Source organism: Winogradskyella pacifica, from assembly GCF_003386275.1.
Taxonomy (GTDB): Bacteria; Bacteroidota; Bacteroidia; order Flavobacteriales; family Flavobacteriaceae; genus Winogradskyella; species Winogradskyella pacifica.
On sequence record NZ_QREI01000001.1, the window covers coordinates 39,383 to 59,326 of the forward strand.

A 19,944-nucleotide genomic window follows, 5' to 3' on the forward strand; every position below is an offset into this window, starting at 1 on the left:
TTTGTAAAATCTTATGATTTCTGTATTAATTCCTGTTTATAATTATAATATTTCAGAACTCGTTTCCGAAGTACATAAGCAGTTAATTACGTCGGAAACCCCTTTTGAAATATTGTGTTATGATGACTGTTCTAACGATATTAAATTTCAGGAGTATAATAACATTATAAATACACTTTCACATTCTGAGTATCATATTCTGCCAAAGAATATCGGCCGAAGTGCTATAAGAAATAAGCTTGCTCAAAAGGCAACATACGACTGGTGCCTTTTTCTAGATGCAGACGTCATTCCCAAAAATGATGATTTTATAAGTACCTATCTTAAATCTATTTCTGAACAATCAGATGTTATTTATGGTGGTATTTTATATCAAGAAAAACATGTAGATGATGCTCAACTCTTACGTTGGATTTATGGAAATAAACGAGAAGCCTTATCTGCCGAAGTTCGAAACAAAAACACATATTTGAGCTTTTTAACCTTAAACTTCTTAATACATAAACGTGTTTTTGATACGGTTCGTTTTAATGAAGATATTCCTAACTTACGACATGAAGACACCTTGTTTTCATATAACTTAAAGGAAGCAAACATTAGAATACAACATATAGAAAATCCCGTTTACCATCTTGGTCTTGAAGACAGTAAGACTTTTTTACAAAAATCATTAGACTCGGTTGAAGCGATAAATCTATTTATCAATCAAGATTTATTACCATCTAATTACACTCGAATTACAAACATCTATTCAAAAATTAAGGATAACGTCATTTCAAAAGTTCTAGCCTCTATTTATTATAAGTTTGAAGCTACTTTCAGAAAGAACCTACTTGGTAAAAACCCTTCGCTATTAATTTTTGATTTGTACAGATTAAGTTACTATTGCACTTTAAAATCGAAAAGATAAATGGCATTTTTCTCTGTAATCATATCGGTTTATAATAAGGAAAACTATATTCAACACACTATTAAAAGTGTTCTGAATCAGAGTTTCAAAGATTTTGAGGTTATTATTATTAACGATGGTTCTACAGATAAGAGCGAAGCTGTTATAAACAGTTTTGACGACTATCGTATAAGACTTCTATGCATTAAAAACCAAGGAGCTTCAAATGCTAGAAATACAGGAATAAAAACGGCAACCACTGACTATATTGCACTTTTAGATGGAGATGACACTTGGGATGCATCCTATTTGCAATACATGTTTGATGCTATCACCGCATTTCCTAACATAAATATTTTTTCTGCTGCTATAGCTCAAAAATATGAGAATAAAGTTGTTCCTGTGCCATATAGCTTCAAACAAACCGAACTTTACGGAGTTTATAATTATTTTAAAGCCAGCAAGAAATACACACTTCTTACAAGTTCTAGCGTCGTTTTCAAAAAATCAGTTATAGAGAAAAGTGGAGTTTTTGATACATCACTTATTACCGGAGAAGATACTGACATGTGGATTAGGTTTGGGCTTCATTTTGAGATCCTATTTATTAATAAGCTCTTGACCTATTATCACCATGACGATTATAGCCTATCGAATACAAATTTCGATTTAGAAAAAAAACCAAATTTTGACTCCTATTTTGAATATGAAAAAACCAATAGTTCTTTAAAAGATTTCTTAGATCGTAATAGATACTCGATGGCCGTATTAAGTAAGTTACAAAATGATAATAAGAGTTTTTTGTATTACACATCGCATTTAGACCGTAAGAATATTAGTATTAAACAGCGTTTGCTTCTTAAGTCACCTAAATGGTTGCTTCAACTCTTGCTTAAATTACAATCATTAAAAGGAGAACGTTTAATTTATCCTAAAAGCTGATTTTTAAAATCATCGTAATCTCTTATATATTCAACTTCATCATATTCTGTAGAAGCTAACACTAAGCAAACAGAGCCAGAAGAAAAATTATCGATTTCTCTCCAAATATCTGTGGGTATATATAAGCCTTGATTAGGTTTATTAAGCATGATTCGTCTTTTAGTCTTACCATCGTCTATAAGAACTTCAAAACTTCCACTCAAAGCAATAATCACCGATTCTTGTTCCTTATGCGCATGTCCACCTCGAAAACTATCACTTGGTACATCGTATAAATAATACACACGTTTTATTGCAAATGGAATAGCGTCTTTTTCTATTACGGCTAAAAAACCACGCTCATCATGTACCTTAGGAATGTCAATTATTTTTACGTCGTTTATTGTATTCATATTAAGGTTTTACTTTAAAATAGATTGCCATTGTGCTGCTATATTTTCTTCCGAAAACTGCGAAACACTCAATTTAGAATTCTGTTTACAATGCAAGTATAAATCTTTATCTTCAAAAAGGCGGTTCATCGCCTCTGCTAATGCATCTGAATTATAATTTACTATCAAAAGACCATTGTGATTATTTTGAATAATTTCATTTGGACCAGATTTACAATCGACTGAAATCACAGGAGTTTCCAACCCCATGGATTCTATAATCGATCTAGGAAAACCTTCATACCTACTTGTTAATACTGTAAACAACGCCGATTTAACTACTGCTGAAGGATTAGGACTGTAACCTAGAAACTCTACAGAAGCGTCTAAATAAAGATCTTTAGTTTTACTTATTAATTTCTCTAAATCTTTACCGTCTCCTAAAATTTTAAGTTTAATATTCTGACTCGGTAAATTTGATTTTGAGTAGCCATCTAACAGCAACGAAATATTTTTTACATCATCATCTAAGCGTCCAAAAAACAGGATATAGTCCTCAGTTGTTTCCGTTGTTATCACTTCAGTTTTAAAGTTAATTGCATTATAAATAGAAGTGACATTGCTTACCCCATAATCTTCCTTTACTTTTTGAGCAATAAGCTTAGAAACACCAACAATTTTATAGGCATTACTATATATTAATTTTCCTAAAAATCGATTAGGATTGATGTATAAATCTACATTATAACTTCTAACACAATAAATCGTTTTCTTAGGATTGTAGATGAACTGTGAAATAATATATTCTTTTAAAGTCCCAATTCTTGTTCTATTATCAATGACATAATCAAAGTTATGCTGTTTTAAATAGGCTTTTAAAATTCTTAATCTTTTAAATCTTCCAAAGGTGGTATCATTTTCATCCTTTAATTCTCCAAGGTTAAGCAGTTTCCCTTTGTATGGAAATTCTATATCATTAAGCACACTAACTACGTGCACATCATAACCAACATCAAAAAGTATTTGCGATAATAAGCCAGAAGAGCGTTCTGCGCCGCCTTTACCCAAGGAAGAAACAACAATACAAATCTTTTTATTCTTAGCTTTTGGCATTAACGATTATCTTTAAGACAAATGTAACGATATAAATGAAACATCTATATTTCAATGCTATTCTAACTAGATTATTCTTGAGATGTTCCTTAACTTTGATTACAATAATTAGAATCTACACATGAGAGTTTTATTGGTTGGCGAATACAACAGGTCACATAGATATTTAAAAGAAGGGCTGCAAAATTTAGGACATGAAGCAATTGTTGTTGGCATGGATGATGGGTTCAAAAAAATTGATGTTGATATAGAAATAAATCAAAAATTTAGAATAGGACCATTACAAAAAGTGAGATCTTTAATGATCCGTTTGTTTAAAATAGACTTACATTTTATTGATGTAAAGAAGCAATTATTAAAACATAAAGCGCAATTAGAAAACTTTGATGTTGTCCAATTTATAAATGAATCTTCTTTTCTCTGTTCGGCTAAAGATGAACAAAACGTATTTGATTTATTAACTAGCTGGAACAAGAAAGCATACATATTATCTTGTGGTACAGACTACTCTAGCGTAAAATTCTCGATAGATAAAAAATTTAGATACTCCATACATACCCCTTATTTTGAAGGTCGTGTAAAGCCTACAGATTTCGCGTTAGGTTTAAAATATTTAACACCTGAATTTGTAAAATTACACCATCATATTTACAATAAAATTGAAGGAGTTATTAGTTCTGATCTCGATTATTACATTCCTTTACAAAACCATAAAAAACATTTAGGAATGATTCCTCATGTTATAAATGTAGATAGTATACCTTATCAGGCACCTAATATAGAGAAAAAAATAACTATTTTTCATGGCATCAACAGAGCCAACTATTATAAAAAAGGAAATGACATTTTTGATGCTGCATTAGATCTAATTGATGCTAAATACAAAACAAAAGTCAATATAATTAAAGTTGAAAATTTACCTTATAAAGAATACATTACAGCTTTTGACACTGCTCATATCTTACTAGATCAAGTCTATGCTTATGACCAAGGCTATAATGCCTTAGAAGCTATGGCAAAAGGAAAAGTAGTGTTTACAGGCGCTGAAAAGGAATGGGAGGACTATTATAATGTTACACCCAATACTATTGCCATAAATGCGTTACCAGACGCTAAGGAGATTGCCTCTAAACTAGAATGGCTAATTGAAAACCCTGAAAAAATAATTAACATTTCTAAGAATGCACGTCAGTTTGTAAAACAGTATCATGACCATACCGAGAATGCGAAATTATTTTTAGAAAAATGGTCTTAATTTTTTTGTTTTGGAAATCGAAGTTCTAAAGAAACTCTTGTAATATCTTCATTTTCGTTTACGGCAGCACCATGAATTAAAAATGGAGAAAATAATAAGGCTTCACTTTCCTTAGGGTTTGGTCTTGTCATCTTTATGACTCCAGATTTTGTCTCCAAAATACAGGGCACATAATAAATATTACCGTTAATTTTTGCGCCCTTACTTTCTGTTCTTAAAATTTCGTTTTCTGGTATAAGGTGGCTTTTTGCTACTACTGGTAAAGACGATTTTTCATTACAACCTGCTATAGGTAACCAAACATTAATAATATCTTCCCAATAACTCAAATAACCATCTCTGTGTGGTGGATTTATATCCAACGACTTTGGTCTGCTTATTCTTATTTGAATATGTGATTTTTTTAATTCCTCTACATAAGATGTCAATTTGTAACCCAAAATGTCCCCAAACCGTTTTGCTAACAAGTCAATATCAAAATCAAAATCTAAGGTTTCAAGATTACGAGTTATAGAAATTACCTGATTATGTAATGCATCTGTAGTCACAAATTTGTGATAATCCTTTAAATCAAATAATTTATTATCTACACCGACATTATTAGCCTTTAAAGCTTCAATTATAATATTTTTTACAGATTCTTGAAGCTTTAAAAAATCTTGATTTTCAAATGCTTTCACGATATTAAAACCTTCATTTTCCCACTCCATTTTAGACAAAACATTATCTTCCTGTGGGTAAAGTAATTCTGGTTTCCCCCAAAAAAAATCACCTTCAACCTTAAATTCAAAAGGTTGATTATCAATAAATATTTTACATGTTTTTTCCATCGGTGAAATTATTTTTTTGATTACTGAAATATATTTTTATAACAAAAAAGACCATTATAAAATAAAGAATGTACCTCACAAAATGAGCAATTACAATCCCTTCGGTACCATAATACTGAATAAACACTTTAGACAATACAAAAAACAATGCTAAAGACGCTATTTCAGTAATTACAAAACTTTTTACTAAACGTTTCGCTAAAAACTGATGTGATAAGACTAAGGCTCCTAATCTTACAAAATCACCTAATAATTGCCATTTAAACAAAGGTTCCATTCCTGTGAAATCTGGATAAATTAATAGAATAATATAATCTTTCAGGATATAAACCAAAAGCATTCCTAATCCAAAAATCGGCAAAATGGTTTTATAAATATTGAGTACTTCAATCTTAAACTCATGCTTATTATGGATACTCGCGAATTTTGGTAATACATACAGTGTAAATAATCCTGTAGCGAACACCATATAGTTTTTAGAAATAAATGTAATTGCTGTCCAATACCCAGCTTCATTAATGTTTAATTCATCAGTGACTAGAGTTCTTATATTCAACTCAATATAATTCAACAAAAACGTAGAAATAAAAGACATTAATGTAAATGCCAATAATTTATTTTTATAAATGAGACTGAAATTTAAAGACTTAAATTTCACATAGGTTTTCAGGGTTTTTCCAAAGACAAAGGCCAAAACAACTAACTGAATTACTGGTGCTAGTGCAATAGCAATGATTACTCCTTTTAATTCTGAAGTATATACACCAATAACAAGGGCCACTGTTGCTAGAAGATAACTTATGAGTTCAATTTTAGCATAGCGTTTATAATCCGACAACCCACTAACCACCGCATTGGTAACTCTACCAACAGCAATAAATGGCACAATAGCAGCAAACAATTGAAAAATATAAATATACTCTTGAGATTGAAACAGATAATCGGATAAGAACGATGCTCCTAAAAATAATATCGCCGCAGAAAGCATTGAGCCAACTATTGCAAAAACACTAACAGTAGAAAATAGCTTAGAAAGTTCTGGCTGATCCTTTTTAAATTCTGCGACATATTTAACAACTCCATTAAAAGTCCCTAGAGTAGATGTGCTTGTAAGCATCGCCAATACATTTCGTACCTGACCAATACTTGCATAGCCAGCTTCGCCAACAGTAACCGCAAGTAAACGCTGAACAAATGCAGAAACAATTAGTCTAATAGTAATCACCACTGCATTAAGCGAGGTAATTTTAAGCACTATATTACTACTAATAAATTTTGGAAGTTTCACGTGTTTGCTTTTAATATCCTTCTATACCATCTTCAGTTAAAACCCCAAATAAAGAACTACTAAAGAGTAATAATATTATTCCGAAGTACATAAAATAACTCAAGCAATGTCCCATTACAGCTCCTTGTAATCCAAACTCATCAATGAGATAAATACTAGAAAAGTACATCATTATGAATAAAAACACTTCTAGAATTAAGAAATGTGCAAACATCTTTTTCGCTAAAAACTGATAGGCTATAACCATAGAAAGTACACGTGCAATATCACCTAAGATCTGATACCCAAATAAATCTTCTACTGGTCTAAAATCTTCGGTAAACAATATGTTTATTAATAGAGATCTGCTTAAGTAAATAATTAATAGTAATACCAAAAATGCAGGCATAATACTCTTGTAGAAACTAAATACTTCCTTTCTAAAATCGCGTTTAGAATTAATTTCAGAAAAACGAGGCAAAATATAAAGTGCCGTCAACGAATTGATAAACATCAAATAATAATCTGAAACTCTTGTCATTGCTGTCCAATGGCCTGCGGCTTTAATACCAACTTCGTCAATAAGATAATTTCTAATTATAATCATCACAATTGGTATTGCAATAGCACTAACCAACGCCATAATCATATAAGGACTTAATTTCTTTAAGACCGACAGACTTATTTGTGTAATCTTAACAAATGACATTAAACTGCGTCTAAACGCTATACCAACAATAGTTATAAGCAAATTAAGCGCAGGCGTAATCACTATGGCTATTAATGCACCATCTATATTTTCTTGATATATGAGAATTAACGTTACTAAAAGCCCAAGAACTTGACCTAAAACATTTATAAGCAACAAATATTTGTGCTTAGAAAACCCGTTCATAATAGAAAAGGTAAACATATTTAAAGCATAGAAAGGCAAAATAATGGCAAGCGTTTTAATGATATATGTATATCTATAATTTGACGAAAAAATAATATCATTTATAAACTGAGCATTGTAATAACATAAAAAAGCGAGGAAAGTAGACGAGAAAAACCCTAAATAAAAGACAGTGGATAAGGTTTTTGTAAGCTCAACCGAATCATTTTTAACCTGACTTACAAACTTAACAACACCTTTATAAAGTCCTGAAATCGATAACGACTGCAGACCGCTCATAAAATTTCGCAAATTTCCAATAAGTGCCATCCCCTGTGGACCAATGTATACGGCAATAAATTTAGAAATTAAAATACCTGCTAAAATTCTGAGACTAATATTGGCTAAGTTTAAACTTGCTGCCTTTACTAAAACTTCGCTATTGATGTAATTAAAAAACTTTTTCAATTAATATGTGTTTAAAGCCGAGATAACCGACTGAATATCTTTATCTATCATCACAGGACTCATAGGCAAACTTATAATTCTTTTATGAATATTTTCCGTAAGTGGAAGATTAAAACACGAAAAAGAACGCAAAGCCTCTTGTTGATGCGGTGGTATAGGATAATGAATCAACCATTCTATTTGATTGGCATCTAGAAACTTTATAAAATCAGCTCTATCATCAACCTCAACGACAAAAGCATAAAATATATGATTCTTGCTACCATCATAAAGTGGTAATTTTAGCTTTGGGTTTTTAATGCCATTTAAGTAAGCCTTAGCAATTTCCCTACGTCTATCATTATCGTTGTCTAAGGTCTTCAATTTTATGCTTAAAAATGCCGCTTGCATATCATCTAAACGACTATTAAAACCAATAATTTTATTAGTGTACTTTTCTTCACTACCGTAATTTCGCAATAACTTAATGACAGTAACTAATTCTGAATCGTTAGTTGTTATGGCTCCACCATCTCCAAGTGCTCCTAAATTTTTACTCGGATAGAAGCTAAATGCTGCCGCATCTGAAAGGTTACCTGCTTTAGCTGAATTTGAAATTGAATCTGCAATCGAATTTGAACTATTCTTTTTGGAATTTAGAATGGCTCCGTGTGCTTGGGCTGCGTCTTCAAATAAAAGTAAATTAAAATCTTTAGCTATTTGTTGTAAGCCTTCAACATCTGCCAATTGACCATATAAATGAACCATTATAATGGCTTTAGCATCAACAAATATGGCCTTATCTGTATCGACAGAAATCGTATATGTATCTGGATTGGGCTCCACCAAAACAGGAATCAAATCCGCATGTATAACCGATAAGATTGTTGCAATAAATGTGTTGGCAGGTACAATAACCTTATCTCCTTTTTTTAGCTTACCGAGTTCTATATAGCCTTTTAAGATCAGAGTTAAGGCATCCAATCCATTACCTGTACCAATGCAGAATTTTGTACCACAATAGTTGGCAAACTCGTTTTCAAAATTGGTAACGTTATTTCCTAGAATAAAATGGGCATCGTCTAAAGATTTACTAAACGACGCTTGAAACTCGTCTCTAAAGCGGTTATTGATCTTATATAAATCTAAAAACTTAATCATAAATTTAAAAATTGAAAGGACATATCTCTTCGTTGTACAATTAACTAATCAGATAAGTCTGTGAAATATAAAACAACAATTGATTAAATTAAAACTTTAATTAATTAGATTTCAACAACCTTATATAATACTCATTTTAATTAGTTCATAATTATTTGAATTATAAGGAAGAAAAATAAACTTATGTTTTAGGTATATCCAAAATTTTATGACTAGACGTCTCTAACAGATACGTGTTAGCCGTATAACTTCGTGCACCACAGCTTTCTTTCCAAAAGATGAGGCCTTCATTAATCTTATTCCCGTTATCTTCACTCGAAATATTAAAATCAAAATAACGCTTATCATCGCACATTTCATTGATTATAAAATCATAAGCCAAATCGAGACTGCCGTATGCATTTTTATCAGCATTACCAGAAACATACTGAGGATGAACAGTTGTTTTAGTTAAAAAAACGGTTGATCCTGCGACAACTTTACCATCTTTATAGATGTTGACCTGTTTGATATTATCTGGAAAACGCGTCGCCAATAATTCTATTTCTTCTAAAGAATGGACTGGTTTTACACCATGTTTCTTATCTAGATTTGGTATTAAAACTGAATTCCAAAACTCGCTGAAATTTGTATCTACTTTAAGTTTTAGTCCAGATCTTAAGGCTTTATTGATACCTTCTCTTCTATTTTTTTGAAAACGTAATTTATGAGCATAATCAATGACCATTAGCACATCTTTTTTTAATAATTGTGCGTTAGCTTTATAAAGGAAATAGTCCAATTCATCTGCTGGCATACTATTATAAAACGTGGGTATCACTTTTATTTCGAGTTGCTTAATCCCTTCTAATTCATAAAAAGCAAGCATCGCTTTAAAAGCTTCAAAAGCATAAAAGAATTTAGATTTATCTTGAAGCACAAAGCTCCCATAAGTTAGGCCTTGATGAGAAATTACTTTATCCTCAACACTATTTGCAGGAAGTAACGCATACAACTGATCATCTTTATAGATCATTATTGAAAAATCCTCAAAACGATCATTGTGATAATCCATAAAACCACGTTGAAACAAGAATGTCGCATTCTTAGCCTCTTTCACAAACGCATCCCATTCCGATTGTAAGCTAGAGTGATATTTTTTTACTGAGAAAATAATGTTGACTATTTAGTTAGACACCAAAGTAAACAAAAAACTATGAGTTAAGTTTATTAATACAGAGTAATTATTGAAGCGACAAGGAAATAATTAACCAGATTATAAGCAAAACCCAATGAGTGATTAACGTGTTTGTTTTCCTGAATTTATAAAACAAAAAAAGAGAAACATTTTTCAATGTTTCTCTTTTCAAATATATAATAAATCTTAGTAGATTATATTTTATTACGCTTACGATCTGTTTCTTTCAAATAGATTTTACGTAATCTTAAAGAGTTTGGAGTTACCTCAACATACTCATCTTTCTGAATATATTCTAAAGCTTCTTCTAAAGAAAACTTAATTGCTGGTACAATCTTAGCTTTATCATCTGCTCCAGAACTACGTACATTACTCTGCTTTTTAGCTTTTGTAATGTTTACAGACATATCATCTTGACGAGAATTTTCTCCGATCACTTGTCCTTCATAAATACTTTCCCCTGGCTCAACAAAGAACTTACCTCTATCTTGTAATTTATCAATTGAATAAGGAATCGCTGTTCCGTTTTCCATAGAGATTAAAGATCCAGAAATACGTCCAGGAATATCACCTTTATAAGGCTGGTATTCTTTAAAACGGTGTGCCATAATTGCCTCACCAGCAGTTGCTGTTAGTAATTGGTTACGTAAACCAATAATACCACGAGAAGGAATCATAAACTCACAAATCATACGCTCACCTTTAGTTACCATACTTAGTAACTCACCTTTACGCTTAGTAACAAACTCTACAGCTCTACCAGATACCGTCTCAGGAAGGTCAATTGTTAACTCTTCAATTGGTTCACATTTAACACCATCAATCTCCTTGATGATTACTTGTGGTTGTCCAATTTGTAATTCATAACCTTCACGACGCATCGTTTCGATTAATACCGATAAGTGTAATACACCACGACCAAAAACCATGAATTTATCTGCACTACCTGTTTCACCTAACTTAAGCGCTAAGTTTTTCTCTAATTCTTTTTCTAAACGATCTTTAATATGACGAGATGTTACAAATTTTCCGTCTTTACCAAAGAAAGGAGAATCGTTAATTGTAAATAACATACTCATTGTTGGTTCATCTATCGCAATAGATTTTAAACCTTCAGGATTTTCTAAATCCGAAACAGTATCTCCAATTTCAAATCCTTCAACACCAACAAGTGCACAAATATCTCCAGTTTCAACGCTTTGAACTTTCTTACGTCCTAAACCTTCAAAAATGAATACTTCTTTAATTCTACTTTTTACGATTGAACCATCTCTTTTTACTAAAGCGATTTGTTGTCCTTCTACGATGTTACCTCTTTGTACACGACCAATAGCGATACGACCAGTAAAAGAAGAGAAATCTAAAGATGTAATTAACATTTGAGTTGTTCCTTTCTCAAATTCTGGAGTTGGCACATGCTCAATTACCATATCTAATAATGGCTCAACATTTTTAGTTTCATTTTTCCAATCATCACTCATCCAGTTGTTCTTTGCAGAACCATAAACGGTTGGGAAATCTAACTGCCACTCTTCAGCACCAAGTTCAAACATTAGATCGAAAACTTTTTCATGTACTTCATCTGGAGTACAGTTTTCTTTATCCACTTTATTGATAACTACACAAGGCTTTAAACCTAAATCAATTGCTTTTTGTAATACAAAACGTGTTTGTGGCATTGGCCCTTCAAAAGCATCTACCAATAACACAACACCATCAGCCATGTTTAATACACGTTCTACTTCACCTCCAAAATCGGCGTGACCAGGTGTATCAATAATGTTGATCTTCGTATCTTTGTATACTACAGAAACATTTTTAGAAGTAATTGTAATACCTCTTTCTCTTTCTAGATCATTGTTGTCTAGAATTAAGTCTCCTGTATTTTCGTTTTCACGGAATAATTGACAGTGATACATAATCTTATCTACCAATGTTGTCTTTCCGTGATCGACGTGCGCAATAATTGCAATATTTTTAATCTTGGTCATAACTGATGCTGATTTTTAAGCGTGCAAATGTACGTTTTATTCTTCTTTTTCCGTTAATTATATGTTATAATTTTATTATCAAATAATTTGAAGCCGTATCTTACGTTAAATAATTGATTAACAGGTAAAGCCTTCCCTACAAAACCTACCGCTAACTAGGCAACTAAAACTGCCTTTTTTAGGCTAATCTGAACTCTAAAAAATTAACAGATGAAAACTCTTAGCAAATACACCAAATTTATCCCTTACCTCTATTTTTTGTCGGTAATTATATATTGGTTTACAACCATGAATAAAAGTGAAGGCATTTCTGCTTATCCTATATTATTATTTGGAATTCCGTTTTTATGGCAACTAATTAAACCAAATAGAAAATTAAATTTCTCTTTAGGAATTATTTTTGTGTGCTTGTCTTCTTACTTAATTCTAGCTTATGTATTTGATTTACTTAACATTATTCATTGGACCGAAACCTCAAAAAAACTACTATTTTATGGAGGGCTTTTAGTTATTGGAAACTTTGTAATGTCACTATGGATTGTGAGAAATAGTATTAAGAAGGTCTTTTAATTGAATACGGAAGACTTATTGATGGCTAAGTAAAAAAAATACAAATTTGCAAAAACGCAAAGTATCGAACTTTTGAAACTTTGAAACTTTGAAACTTTGAAACTTTGAAACTTAATATCCATTAATCATAGTTTCATCTAAACATACATAATCGTATCTTTGTACCTTACTAATTTTAAGTCTAAAGCTTTGATATCAATTCCAAAATTAAAACATACTGATTCCAATAACTTCTTTTTACTTTGCGGCCCTTGCGCTATTGAAGGTGAAGATATGGCATTACGTATTGCCGAGAAAGTCATAAAAATTACAGATAAACTTGAAATCCCTTACGTTTTTAAAGGTAGTTTTAAAAAAGCGAATCGTAGTAGAATTGATAGTTTTACAGGTATTGGAAACGAAAAAGCTTTAAAAATTCTCAGAAAAGTTTCTGAAACTTTTGACGTCCCAACAGTAACCGATATCCACGAAGTATCTGATGCTGCAATGGCTGCAGAATATGTAGATGTTTTACAGATTCCTGCATTTTTGGTGAGACAAACAGATTTAGTAGTTGCTGCTGCCGAAACCGGAAAAGTTGTTAATTTAAAGAAGGGACAATTTATGAGTCCTGAAGCGATGAAGCATGCCGTTCAAAAAGTTAAAGATGCTGGCAATGATAAAGCTTGGATTACAGATCGTGGTACCATGTTTGGTTACCAAGACATGATTGTAGATTTTAGAGGTATCCCAACCATGCGCCAATATGCCCCAACAGTTTTAGACGTTACCCACTCATTACAACAGCCTAATCAAAGTATTGGTGTTACCGGAGGACGACCAGATATGATTGAGACAATTGCAAGAGCTGGTGTCGTTAATAACGTCGACGGTTTGTTTATTGAAACACATTTTGACCCCGCAAATGCAAAAAGTGATGGAGCCAACATGTTACACTTAGATAATTTGGAAAGCTTATTATCTAATTTAGTTGCTATTAGAAAAACAATTAACTCATTATAACTTCTATTTTCACAACTATTGTAAGTAAGCGATTAGATTAACGTCTACCCTTATCCTTACGGAAGTTATCTTATGAACTATTTAAATAGAATTCTAAACTTAGGATTCACTTTGTTATGTACAATAACATACAGCCAAACTCAAAGAACACTAAAATACTCAACCTCTAATAAAGGAAAATTATTTATTAGCTGGGGCGGAAATAGAGGAGCCTATTCAAAATCGGATATTCGCTTTAAAGGTGAAGATTACGATTTTACGATAAGTGATGCTACAGCAAAAGACAAACCTAAAGGTTGGCATATCGATTATATAAATCCTACTCGAATGACCATCCCTCAAACAAATGCCAAATTGGGTTATTTTATTTCAGATCATTACACCGTTTCAATTGGTTTAGACCACATGAAATATGTTATGAATAGAGACAGAAATAGAAATGTAAACGGCTATATTAATTTACCAGACAATGAACCTGGAAGCAATTATAACGGTGAGTTTAACGATGAAAATGTATTTATTTCTAGTGATTTATTAAAATTTGAACACACGGACGGTCTCAACTTTATCTACACCGAAATTGCAAGATATGATGATATTTCATCATTATTTCATATAAACGATACAGATAAATTTCAAGTCAATATAACCGAAGGTATCGGAGGAGGTCTTTTATTTCCTAGAACGAATACAACATTGTTACAAAAGGATAGATACGATCAATTTCATGTGTCAGGTTATGGATTATCTGCTAATATTGGATTAAATCTCACATTCTTTAAACACTTTTTTATACAATTAAATGCAAAAGGTGGCTATATTGATATGAATAATATAAGAACAACCAATGATTCAGCAGATCATGCAGAGCAAAGTTTTTACTTTTTTCAGCGTGTGGTCTCTTTTGGTAGTATATTTAAATTAAAAAAATGATACAAATAAGACCCGCAACATTAGAAGATATTCCTGAAATCACTTCACTTTTTAGAGATACTATTACTCATATTAATAAGAAACATTATTCTGAAAAGCAAGTTAATGCTTGGTCTTCTGGTGCTGACGATGTTGAAGAGTGGGAAAAACGAATCGATAAATTCTATTTTATTATTGCTGAAATCGAAAACAATATGGTTGGTTTTGCCTACTTAAAAAACGGCAATTATTTAGATGGATTATTTGTTCATAAAGACCATCAACGCCAAGGGGTGGGTTCAAAACTATTACGGATTATAGAATCTCAAGTGATGATGAATGATTTTGAAGTCCTGAAATCTGACGTCAGCAAAACAGCTTTACCTTTTTTTGACAATAAATACTTTGAAGTTCTTAAAAAACAAAACAAGAATGTTAAAGGCGCTGGCTTTGAAAATTACCTGGTAGAAAAGCAACTATAAAGTAAAAATCATACAGTAGATAGAGGCATCATGTTTAGTGATTTTTATAAGCTTTTACTCCGGCTTCAATTTCTAGTTTAATATAATTTTCACCGGGTACAATAGGACAAGAATACTTTTCATTATAAGCACACATCGGATTATATGCAGAGTTAAAATCTACTTCTAATGCATTGCCATCGGGAATTTCTAAATCTATATAGCGACCACCACCATAAGTTGAATATCCATTACTATGATCTAAAAAAGGCAAGAATAAATAATCTTCAAAACCTTCCGTTTGCATCAATTCTTCTCCTTGGTAAACATTCAATTGATGAGATTCACCTTTTAATTCAAAAGTTAAAACACCAAAAACACGTTCTTTAGATAAGCGATCTGTACTGGTTTTCATATAAAACCATTCGCTATTTGGCGTGCGCTTTAAAGTGGCTATTACAACATAAGTCGAATCATAAGGAAAGAAATCTAAACCTTCAAAATTTTTTAAATCCTTCGCTTTTAAAGGGGATTTTGACGCATCCTTAAACTCAGTATTCATTTTTTCTTGAAATGGAGTTTCATATTTTAAAACCTTTTTTTCCTGAGCACAGCTAAAACAAAACAAAACCGTAATTAAAACAACTAAAATGCGCATAATTTTATGATTTAAACTTCAAAAATACAACATATAGAATTTCATTTCAGTTTTATGAGATATTTAATAGTATACATTTTATAATCATCTACTTTAAATGTAATTTTAAACACTTATGAAAGATTTAGATTTAGACGTTTTAATTATTGGAGCTGGCCCAATAGGAATTGCCTGTGCGTTAGAATGCAAAAAACGAAACTTGAATTATCTGGTACTCGAAAAAGGAGCTTTAACCAACTCATTATTTAATTATCCGTTGAACATGACCTTTTTTTCAACATCTGAAAAATTAGAGATTGACAACATTCCTTTTATTAGTAACAACCCTAAACCAACGCGGAATGAAGCTTTAGAATATTACAGGCGTGTTACAACATCTAACGCTTTAAATATTAATCTTTATGAAACGGTAATAGACGTCAACAAAACACCAACCGGATTTAAAGTTCAGTCGGATAAAGCAGAATACAACACAAAGAAAATCATCATAGCGACAGGGTTTTATGACATTCCAAATCTCTTAAATGTAGAAGGTGAAGATTTACCAAAAGTGTTTCATTACTATAAAGAAGCCCATCCTTTTACTTTACAAGATATTGTAGTTGTAGGTGCAAGTAATTCGTCGGTGGATGCCGCTTTAGAAATTTATAGAAAAGGTGGTAATGTTACTATGATTGTAAGAGGGGACGCCATTGGAGAACGTGTAAAATATTGGGTCAAACCAGATATCTTAAATCGAATTGAAGAAGGTAGTATTAAAGCTTATTTTAATTCTGAAATCAAAGAAATAAAACCTTCAGAAATTATCGTTAATACTCCTAAAGGCGAAAAAACAATAACCAACGATTACGTCATTGCATTAACAGGTTACAGACCAAATTTTAAGTTTTTAGAGAAGGCTGGAATTGCATTTTCTACAGATGGAAAATCCATTCCAAATTACGACTCAAAAACAATGGAATCTAATGTTAAAGGCCTTTATCTAGCTGGAGTTATTTGTGGAGGAAAAGAAACGCACAAATGGTTTATTGAAAACTCTAGAGTACATGCCAAAATGATTGCTAATCATATAGAGCAAACTATATAATTATTAAAAGAAAACAGACTTACGAATCTAGGCTTCTCTAGAGTAATTATTTCACAGGTTTAATTTCACTGTACTTAATAACATGAGATAGTACAATCTGGGTTTTAGTTTCACCATAACTAATTAACTGATCAATAAAAACCTCTAAGTGCTTCTGATTTTTTAGCACCACTTCCATTACTATATTTTCGTTACCCGTAATACGATAGCAATTTACCACCTCATCATAGGTTTTCACCTTCTCTAAAAAAGGTTTTAGCATCCCCATAAACGCTCGTAATGTAATTAAAGCCTTAAGCTGATAACCCGCTTCAAAAGGAGAAACGAATGTGGTATACCCTTGAATAACTTCAGCATCCTCCATTTTTTTTATACGTTCCGAAACTGCTGGCGATGTTATACCAACTTGTCTTCCGATTTCGGCATTAGATATGCGCGCATTCTGTTGTAAGCACTTTAAAATCTTCCAATTTAAATTATCTATCTTCATTTAAAGAAATTTAACTATAATAACATTATTATTAAAGTAAATATACAAAATCACTTTAAATCTTAAAGTTTAAATTCGTATTTAGTCCTTAATTTCGTAGTAATTGCTATTGAAATTATGAATTATAACCTACCATCGCATTTTTCTCATTTGCCTGTTTACCAGAAGGCAATAGATATTATTGTGTTGTCTCGAAGTATCTCAACCTATCTCAATCAAGATTTATCATACTTGAATGCTGATGGTTCAGAGGATGAGCATATTTATTTCTCAGGAGATATTGTTCAACAATCTACAAATCTTGCCCCTCAAATTATTAGTGCTGAACAAGAACGTTGTTCTCATAAAAAGAGTAAGCATCTAGAAAGCTTAGACCGTTTAACAACGCGTCTATACAGCAATTGCAAAAGACTAGAAAAATCTAATAGTAACGGAAGAGATTATCTACCTATTCTTCGTGGAGAATTAAGAAAGTTTAGAAAATTACAACGCACTTGGATGTTGACGCTTTAAGACGTTATTTTTTTTCAATTAGTTGTGCATTGCTCATAAAAGAATTTTGATAATTCTTAATTTTAGAACTCATGGCATCTGCTATAATTACAAATTGACTTTTACCAACACTTTCTGATAAGCGTAATAGGAGATTATAGGTGTTATTTCTACCTACATAATCCGCATCTTCAATAACAAATAATTGGATTTCTCCTAAATGAATACCATTTAAAAAATACAACTTACTTAATCGTGCAGGAGTGGCAATCACAATATCTTGACCGTAATACACTTCCGTTTTTTGCTTTTCAATATCATATTCATCGTAAAGCGCATAAACTCTTAAATCTGTGTTTTTGGTAAAACGTTCAAATTCATCTTTTAAAGCTAAAGCATCTGCCTTATCTTTTACAATGATTACGGCACGTGGAGAATCCTCAAACGCTTCAGCTTTCAGCTTATGAATAGTCGCAATAATAAGCGCTGTTGTTTTCCCACTATCTTTTGGTGCAATGATATAAGCATCAGAGCCCCCTTTTAATATTGGAAGTACTTTTTTCTGAAACGAATTTGAAGTTTCATAACCAGCGTTTTCTAAAGATTCTTTTAATAAAGGATGTAATTTTTTGAAAGACATGAATGCATTTTTTAAATAGTAAATTAAAAATTTACTAAGGACTGCAAAGATACCATTAATGACAGACTTTACAGTCGGCTTTGTCTTGTATTTCTCCAACTAAATGACCTTCATCATTCATTTTAAAGCCGCAACAATCCATAAAACCCTGTGCAATCTGTTTTCTTGCACGCTGAATTTGAGATTTTACCGTTGGTAATGAAAGGTGTAATTGATTAGCGACCTCTTGTTGTTTTAAGCCTTTAATATCAGATAAAAACAAAGGGTCTCTATATTTTTTAGGTAAGCTTTTTATAATACCTCTAAGACAATCTTGCTCCGAATGTTCACTAGGTTCTGGCTCTGATTCTATTTCTAAATCGTCTACAGGAAACTCTTGTTTATTTTCTCTAAAGTAATCTAAAACCGTATATCTAGCAATTGAAAACAACCATGATTTCAGTTTATCTTCGTCTTTTAGGGTATGCAACTTCGTATGAACTTTTATAAAGGTTTCCTGAAGAATATCTTCTGTAATCACAGGATTCTTTACTTTACTTAGTATAAAGCGTCTTATGTCTTCTGCATATAGTCCCCAAACATCTTTTGTAGTCATACTCTAAATTAATTAAAATTAGTTCGGACACAAAATCTTGTATCCGAACTAACACTAATTTAACAATTGCAGTTTGTACATGCACAGCTATTACAAGTACAGTCAAAACAATTTCCTTTAGCGCAACTATCACAGTCGCAAGTGCATTCTTTATTTTTCATGATATCTATTTTTTTAGTTCATATAATAGACGAAAGAATCTTTAAAAAGATGCAAAAAAGATGACACTATTTATTAATGTTGAATTATTTCACCAATATAATTGCTTCGTGAGTAATTGGAAAATTGCACGAATTAGCTATAAAACATAAGCTGTTTGCCTTATTATGCAAACTTAGTGCTAGTGTTTTTTGTGCCTCATCTTTTATAGTCACCATAGGTTTTAATCTTACCGATTTAAAACCTCCACTTCCTGAAGCCATAACTTCTAAATCGCCTTCTGCATGATCTGTATAGCTTAAGACTTCAATATTATTTTGAGCACAAACGTATAGATAAGACATCATGTGGCACGATGTTAAAGCTGACAATAATAAATCTTCCGGATTGTACAAGGCGTCGTCACCTCTAAAGGGTTTTGCTGCTGACACTTGTAATGGTGTTGTTTTATTATCTATTAACACCTCATGATTCCGACTGAAAGTTCTTGGGTTTTGTGTGCTTTCTCCTTGATTAATTGTCCAGTTTACGGTTGCTTTAAAGGTGTGTTTTATAGACATG

General features: G+C 31.7%; 22 protein-coding genes. 9 read left to right on the forward strand and 13 right to left on the reverse strand.

The window, feature by feature from the left end:
- Positions 1-13: 13 nt before the first annotated feature.
- Both DFQ09_RS00170 and DFQ09_RS00175 read left to right on the forward strand, forming a co-directional pair.
- Entirely contained in the window at positions 14-910 is an 897-nt protein-coding gene (locus DFQ09_RS00170) for a glycosyltransferase family 2 protein (protein ID WP_115807576.1), read from the forward strand.
- Positions 911-1,831, forward strand: a complete 921-nt coding sequence (locus DFQ09_RS00175) for a glycosyltransferase family 2 protein (RefSeq protein WP_115807577.1) — start codon at positions 911-913, stop codon at positions 1,829-1,831.
- Here DFQ09_RS00175 and DFQ09_RS00180 read toward each other — a convergent pair.
- Positions 1,816-2,223, reverse strand: a complete 408-nt coding sequence (locus DFQ09_RS00180) for a sugar 3,4-ketoisomerase (protein ID WP_115807578.1) — start codon at positions 2,221-2,223, stop codon at positions 1,816-1,818. The two genes, DFQ09_RS00175 and DFQ09_RS00180, sit on opposite strands and share 16 nt — an antisense overlap.
- A gap of 9 nt (positions 2,224-2,232) precedes the next feature.
- Positions 2,233-3,315: a glycosyltransferase gene (locus tag DFQ09_RS00185; RefSeq protein ID WP_115807579.1), complete on the reverse strand. Its 1,083-nt coding sequence runs from the start codon at positions 3,313-3,315 to the stop codon at positions 2,233-2,235.
- 121 nt (positions 3,316-3,436) lie between these two features.
- Between DFQ09_RS00185 and DFQ09_RS00190 the strand changes: the two genes are divergently transcribed.
- Positions 3,437-4,570, forward strand: a complete 1,134-nt coding sequence (locus DFQ09_RS00190; protein WP_115807580.1) for a glycosyltransferase — start codon at positions 3,437-3,439, stop codon at positions 4,568-4,570.
- Here DFQ09_RS00190 and DFQ09_RS00195 read toward each other — a convergent pair.
- The 6 genes from DFQ09_RS00195 to typA form a co-directional block, all read right to left on the reverse strand.
- A complete protein-coding gene (locus DFQ09_RS00195; protein WP_115807581.1) occupies positions 4,567-5,400 on the reverse strand; it encodes a phytanoyl-CoA dioxygenase family protein in 834 nt (277 codons plus the stop codon). The genes DFQ09_RS00190 and DFQ09_RS00195 overlap by 4 nt on opposite strands.
- Positions 5,384-6,688, reverse strand: coding sequence for an O-antigen translocase (locus DFQ09_RS00200; protein WP_115807582.1), 1,305 nt, complete (start codon positions 6,686-6,688; stop codon positions 5,384-5,386). Before DFQ09_RS00200 ends, DFQ09_RS00195 begins: the two co-directional genes overlap by 17 nt.
- 10 nt (positions 6,689-6,698) lie before the next feature.
- Positions 6,699-8,009, reverse strand: a complete 1,311-nt coding sequence (locus DFQ09_RS00205) for an O-antigen translocase (protein ID WP_115807583.1) — start codon at positions 8,007-8,009, stop codon at positions 6,699-6,701.
- Complete coding sequence (locus DFQ09_RS00210) at positions 8,010-9,149, reverse strand: DegT/DnrJ/EryC1/StrS family aminotransferase (protein WP_115807584.1); 1,140 nt, start codon at positions 9,147-9,149, stop codon at positions 8,010-8,012.
- Between the two features lie 181 nt (positions 9,150-9,330).
- Complete coding sequence (locus DFQ09_RS00215; RefSeq protein ID WP_147298299.1) at positions 9,331-10,203, reverse strand: GNAT family N-acetyltransferase; 873 nt, start codon at positions 10,201-10,203, stop codon at positions 9,331-9,333.
- Positions 10,204-10,520: 317 nt separating this feature from the next.
- Positions 10,521-12,317 (reverse strand): translational GTPase TypA, encoded by a 1,797-nt coding sequence (gene typA / locus DFQ09_RS00220; protein WP_115807586.1) that lies wholly within the window; start codon positions 12,315-12,317, stop codon positions 10,521-10,523.
- Positions 12,318-12,527: 210 nt separating this feature from the next.
- Between typA and DFQ09_RS00225 the strand changes: the two genes are divergently transcribed.
- From DFQ09_RS00225 to DFQ09_RS00240, 4 genes are all read left to right on the forward strand, one after another.
- On the forward strand, positions 12,528-12,887 hold the full coding sequence (locus tag DFQ09_RS00225) for a hypothetical protein (protein ID WP_115807587.1): 360 nt from the start codon (positions 12,528-12,530) through the stop codon (positions 12,885-12,887).
- A gap of 189 nt (positions 12,888-13,076) precedes the next feature.
- Positions 13,077-13,889, forward strand: coding sequence for a 3-deoxy-8-phosphooctulonate synthase (gene kdsA, locus DFQ09_RS00230; RefSeq protein ID WP_218845007.1), 813 nt, complete (start codon positions 13,077-13,079; stop codon positions 13,887-13,889).
- A gap of 72 nt (positions 13,890-13,961) precedes the next feature.
- Positions 13,962-14,822, forward strand: coding sequence for a hypothetical protein (locus DFQ09_RS00235; protein WP_115807588.1), 861 nt, complete (start codon positions 13,962-13,964; stop codon positions 14,820-14,822).
- Positions 14,819-15,283: a GNAT family N-acetyltransferase gene (locus tag DFQ09_RS00240; RefSeq protein WP_115807589.1), complete on the forward strand. Its 465-nt coding sequence runs from the start codon at positions 14,819-14,821 to the stop codon at positions 15,281-15,283. The genes DFQ09_RS00235 and DFQ09_RS00240 overlap by 4 nt, the downstream gene beginning before the upstream one ends.
- 34 nt (positions 15,284-15,317) lie before the next feature.
- Here DFQ09_RS00240 and DFQ09_RS00245 read toward each other — a convergent pair whose 3' ends face one another.
- Complete coding sequence (locus tag DFQ09_RS00245; protein ID WP_115807590.1) at positions 15,318-15,920, reverse strand: DUF1684 domain-containing protein; 603 nt, start codon at positions 15,918-15,920, stop codon at positions 15,318-15,320.
- Between the two features lie 115 nt (positions 15,921-16,035).
- On the opposite strand from DFQ09_RS00245, the gene DFQ09_RS00250 reads away from it, so the two are divergent.
- Entirely contained in the window at positions 16,036-17,007 is a 972-nt protein-coding gene (locus tag DFQ09_RS00250) for a YpdA family putative bacillithiol disulfide reductase (protein WP_115807591.1), read from the forward strand.
- A gap of 46 nt (positions 17,008-17,053) precedes the next feature.
- On the opposite strand, the gene DFQ09_RS00255 is transcribed toward DFQ09_RS00250, so the two are convergent.
- Positions 17,054-17,497, reverse strand: a complete 444-nt coding sequence (locus DFQ09_RS00255; protein ID WP_115807592.1) for an Lrp/AsnC family transcriptional regulator — start codon at positions 17,495-17,497, stop codon at positions 17,054-17,056.
- A 117-nt stretch (positions 17,498-17,614) separates the two neighbouring features.
- Here DFQ09_RS00255 and DFQ09_RS00260 point away from each other — a divergent pair, with 117 nt between their 5' ends.
- Positions 17,615-18,010, forward strand: a complete 396-nt coding sequence (locus DFQ09_RS00260; protein ID WP_115807593.1) for a hypothetical protein — start codon at positions 17,615-17,617, stop codon at positions 18,008-18,010.
- 4 nt (positions 18,011-18,014) lie between these two features.
- On the opposite strand, the gene DFQ09_RS00265 is transcribed toward DFQ09_RS00260, so the two are convergent.
- The 3 genes from DFQ09_RS00265 to DFQ09_RS00275 all read right to left on the reverse strand — a co-directional run bounded on the left by DFQ09_RS00265 (position 18,015) and on the right by DFQ09_RS00275 (position 19,943).
- Positions 18,015-18,629 (reverse strand): DEAD/DEAH box helicase, encoded by a 615-nt coding sequence (locus tag DFQ09_RS00265; protein ID WP_115807594.1) that lies wholly within the window; start codon positions 18,627-18,629, stop codon positions 18,015-18,017.
- 55 nt (positions 18,630-18,684) lie between these two features.
- Positions 18,685-19,224: a sigma-70 family RNA polymerase sigma factor gene (locus DFQ09_RS00270; protein WP_115807595.1), complete on the reverse strand. Its 540-nt coding sequence runs from the start codon at positions 19,222-19,224 to the stop codon at positions 18,685-18,687.
- Between the two features lie 245 nt (positions 19,225-19,469).
- Positions 19,470-19,943, reverse strand: coding sequence for an OsmC family protein (locus DFQ09_RS00275; RefSeq protein ID WP_115807596.1), 474 nt, complete (start codon positions 19,941-19,943; stop codon positions 19,470-19,472).
- Between the last annotated feature and the right edge of the window lies 1 nt (position 19,944).

Excerpts from the sequence above, each read along its gene's own strand:
- DFQ09_RS00170 (WP_115807576.1), top strand. The coding sequence starts at position 14 with ATGATTTCTGTATTAATTCCTGTTTATAATTATAATATTTCAGAACTC.
- DFQ09_RS00175 (WP_115807577.1), top strand. The coding sequence starts at position 911 with ATGGCATTTTTCTCTGTAATCATATCGGTTTATAATAAGGAAAACTAT.
- DFQ09_RS00180 (WP_115807578.1), bottom strand. The coding sequence starts at position 2,223 with ATGAATACAATAAACGACGTAAAAATAATTGACATTCCTAAGGTACAT.
- DFQ09_RS00185 (WP_115807579.1), bottom strand. The coding sequence starts at position 3,315 with ATGCCAAAAGCTAAGAATAAAAAGATTTGTATTGTTGTTTCTTCCTTG.
- DFQ09_RS00190 (WP_115807580.1), top strand. The coding sequence starts at position 3,437 with ATGAGAGTTTTATTGGTTGGCGAATACAACAGGTCACATAGATATTTA.
- DFQ09_RS00195 (WP_115807581.1), bottom strand. The coding sequence starts at position 5,400 with ATGGAAAAAACATGTAAAATATTTATTGATAATCAACCTTTTGAATTT.
- DFQ09_RS00210 (WP_115807584.1), bottom strand. The coding sequence starts at position 9,149 with ATGATTAAGTTTTTAGATTTATATAAGATCAATAACCGCTTTAGAGAC.
- DFQ09_RS00215 (WP_147298299.1), bottom strand. The coding sequence starts at position 10,203 with ATGGATTATCACAATGATCGTTTTGAGGATTTTTCAATAATGATCTAT.
- typA (WP_115807586.1), bottom strand. The coding sequence starts at position 12,317 with ATGACCAAGATTAAAAATATTGCAATTATTGCGCACGTCGATCACGGA.
- DFQ09_RS00225 (WP_115807587.1), top strand. The coding sequence starts at position 12,528 with ATGAAAACTCTTAGCAAATACACCAAATTTATCCCTTACCTCTATTTT.
- DFQ09_RS00235 (WP_115807588.1), top strand. The coding sequence starts at position 13,962 with ATGAACTATTTAAATAGAATTCTAAACTTAGGATTCACTTTGTTATGT.
- DFQ09_RS00240 (WP_115807589.1), top strand. The coding sequence starts at position 14,819 with ATGATACAAATAAGACCCGCAACATTAGAAGATATTCCTGAAATCACT.
- DFQ09_RS00245 (WP_115807590.1), bottom strand. The coding sequence starts at position 15,920 with ATGCGCATTTTAGTTGTTTTAATTACGGTTTTGTTTTGTTTTAGCTGT.
- DFQ09_RS00250 (WP_115807591.1), top strand. The coding sequence starts at position 16,036 with ATGAAAGATTTAGATTTAGACGTTTTAATTATTGGAGCTGGCCCAATA.
- DFQ09_RS00255 (WP_115807592.1), bottom strand. The coding sequence starts at position 17,497 with ATGAAGATAGATAATTTAAATTGGAAGATTTTAAAGTGCTTACAACAG.
- DFQ09_RS00260 (WP_115807593.1), top strand. The coding sequence starts at position 17,615 with ATGAATTATAACCTACCATCGCATTTTTCTCATTTGCCTGTTTACCAG.
- DFQ09_RS00265 (WP_115807594.1), bottom strand. The coding sequence starts at position 18,629 with ATGTCTTTCAAAAAATTACATCCTTTATTAAAAGAATCTTTAGAAAAC.
- DFQ09_RS00270 (WP_115807595.1), bottom strand. The coding sequence starts at position 19,224 with ATGACTACAAAAGATGTTTGGGGACTATATGCAGAAGACATAAGACGC.
- DFQ09_RS00275 (WP_115807596.1), bottom strand. The coding sequence starts at position 19,943 with ATGTCTATAAAACACACCTTTAAAGCAACCGTAAACTGGACAATTAAT.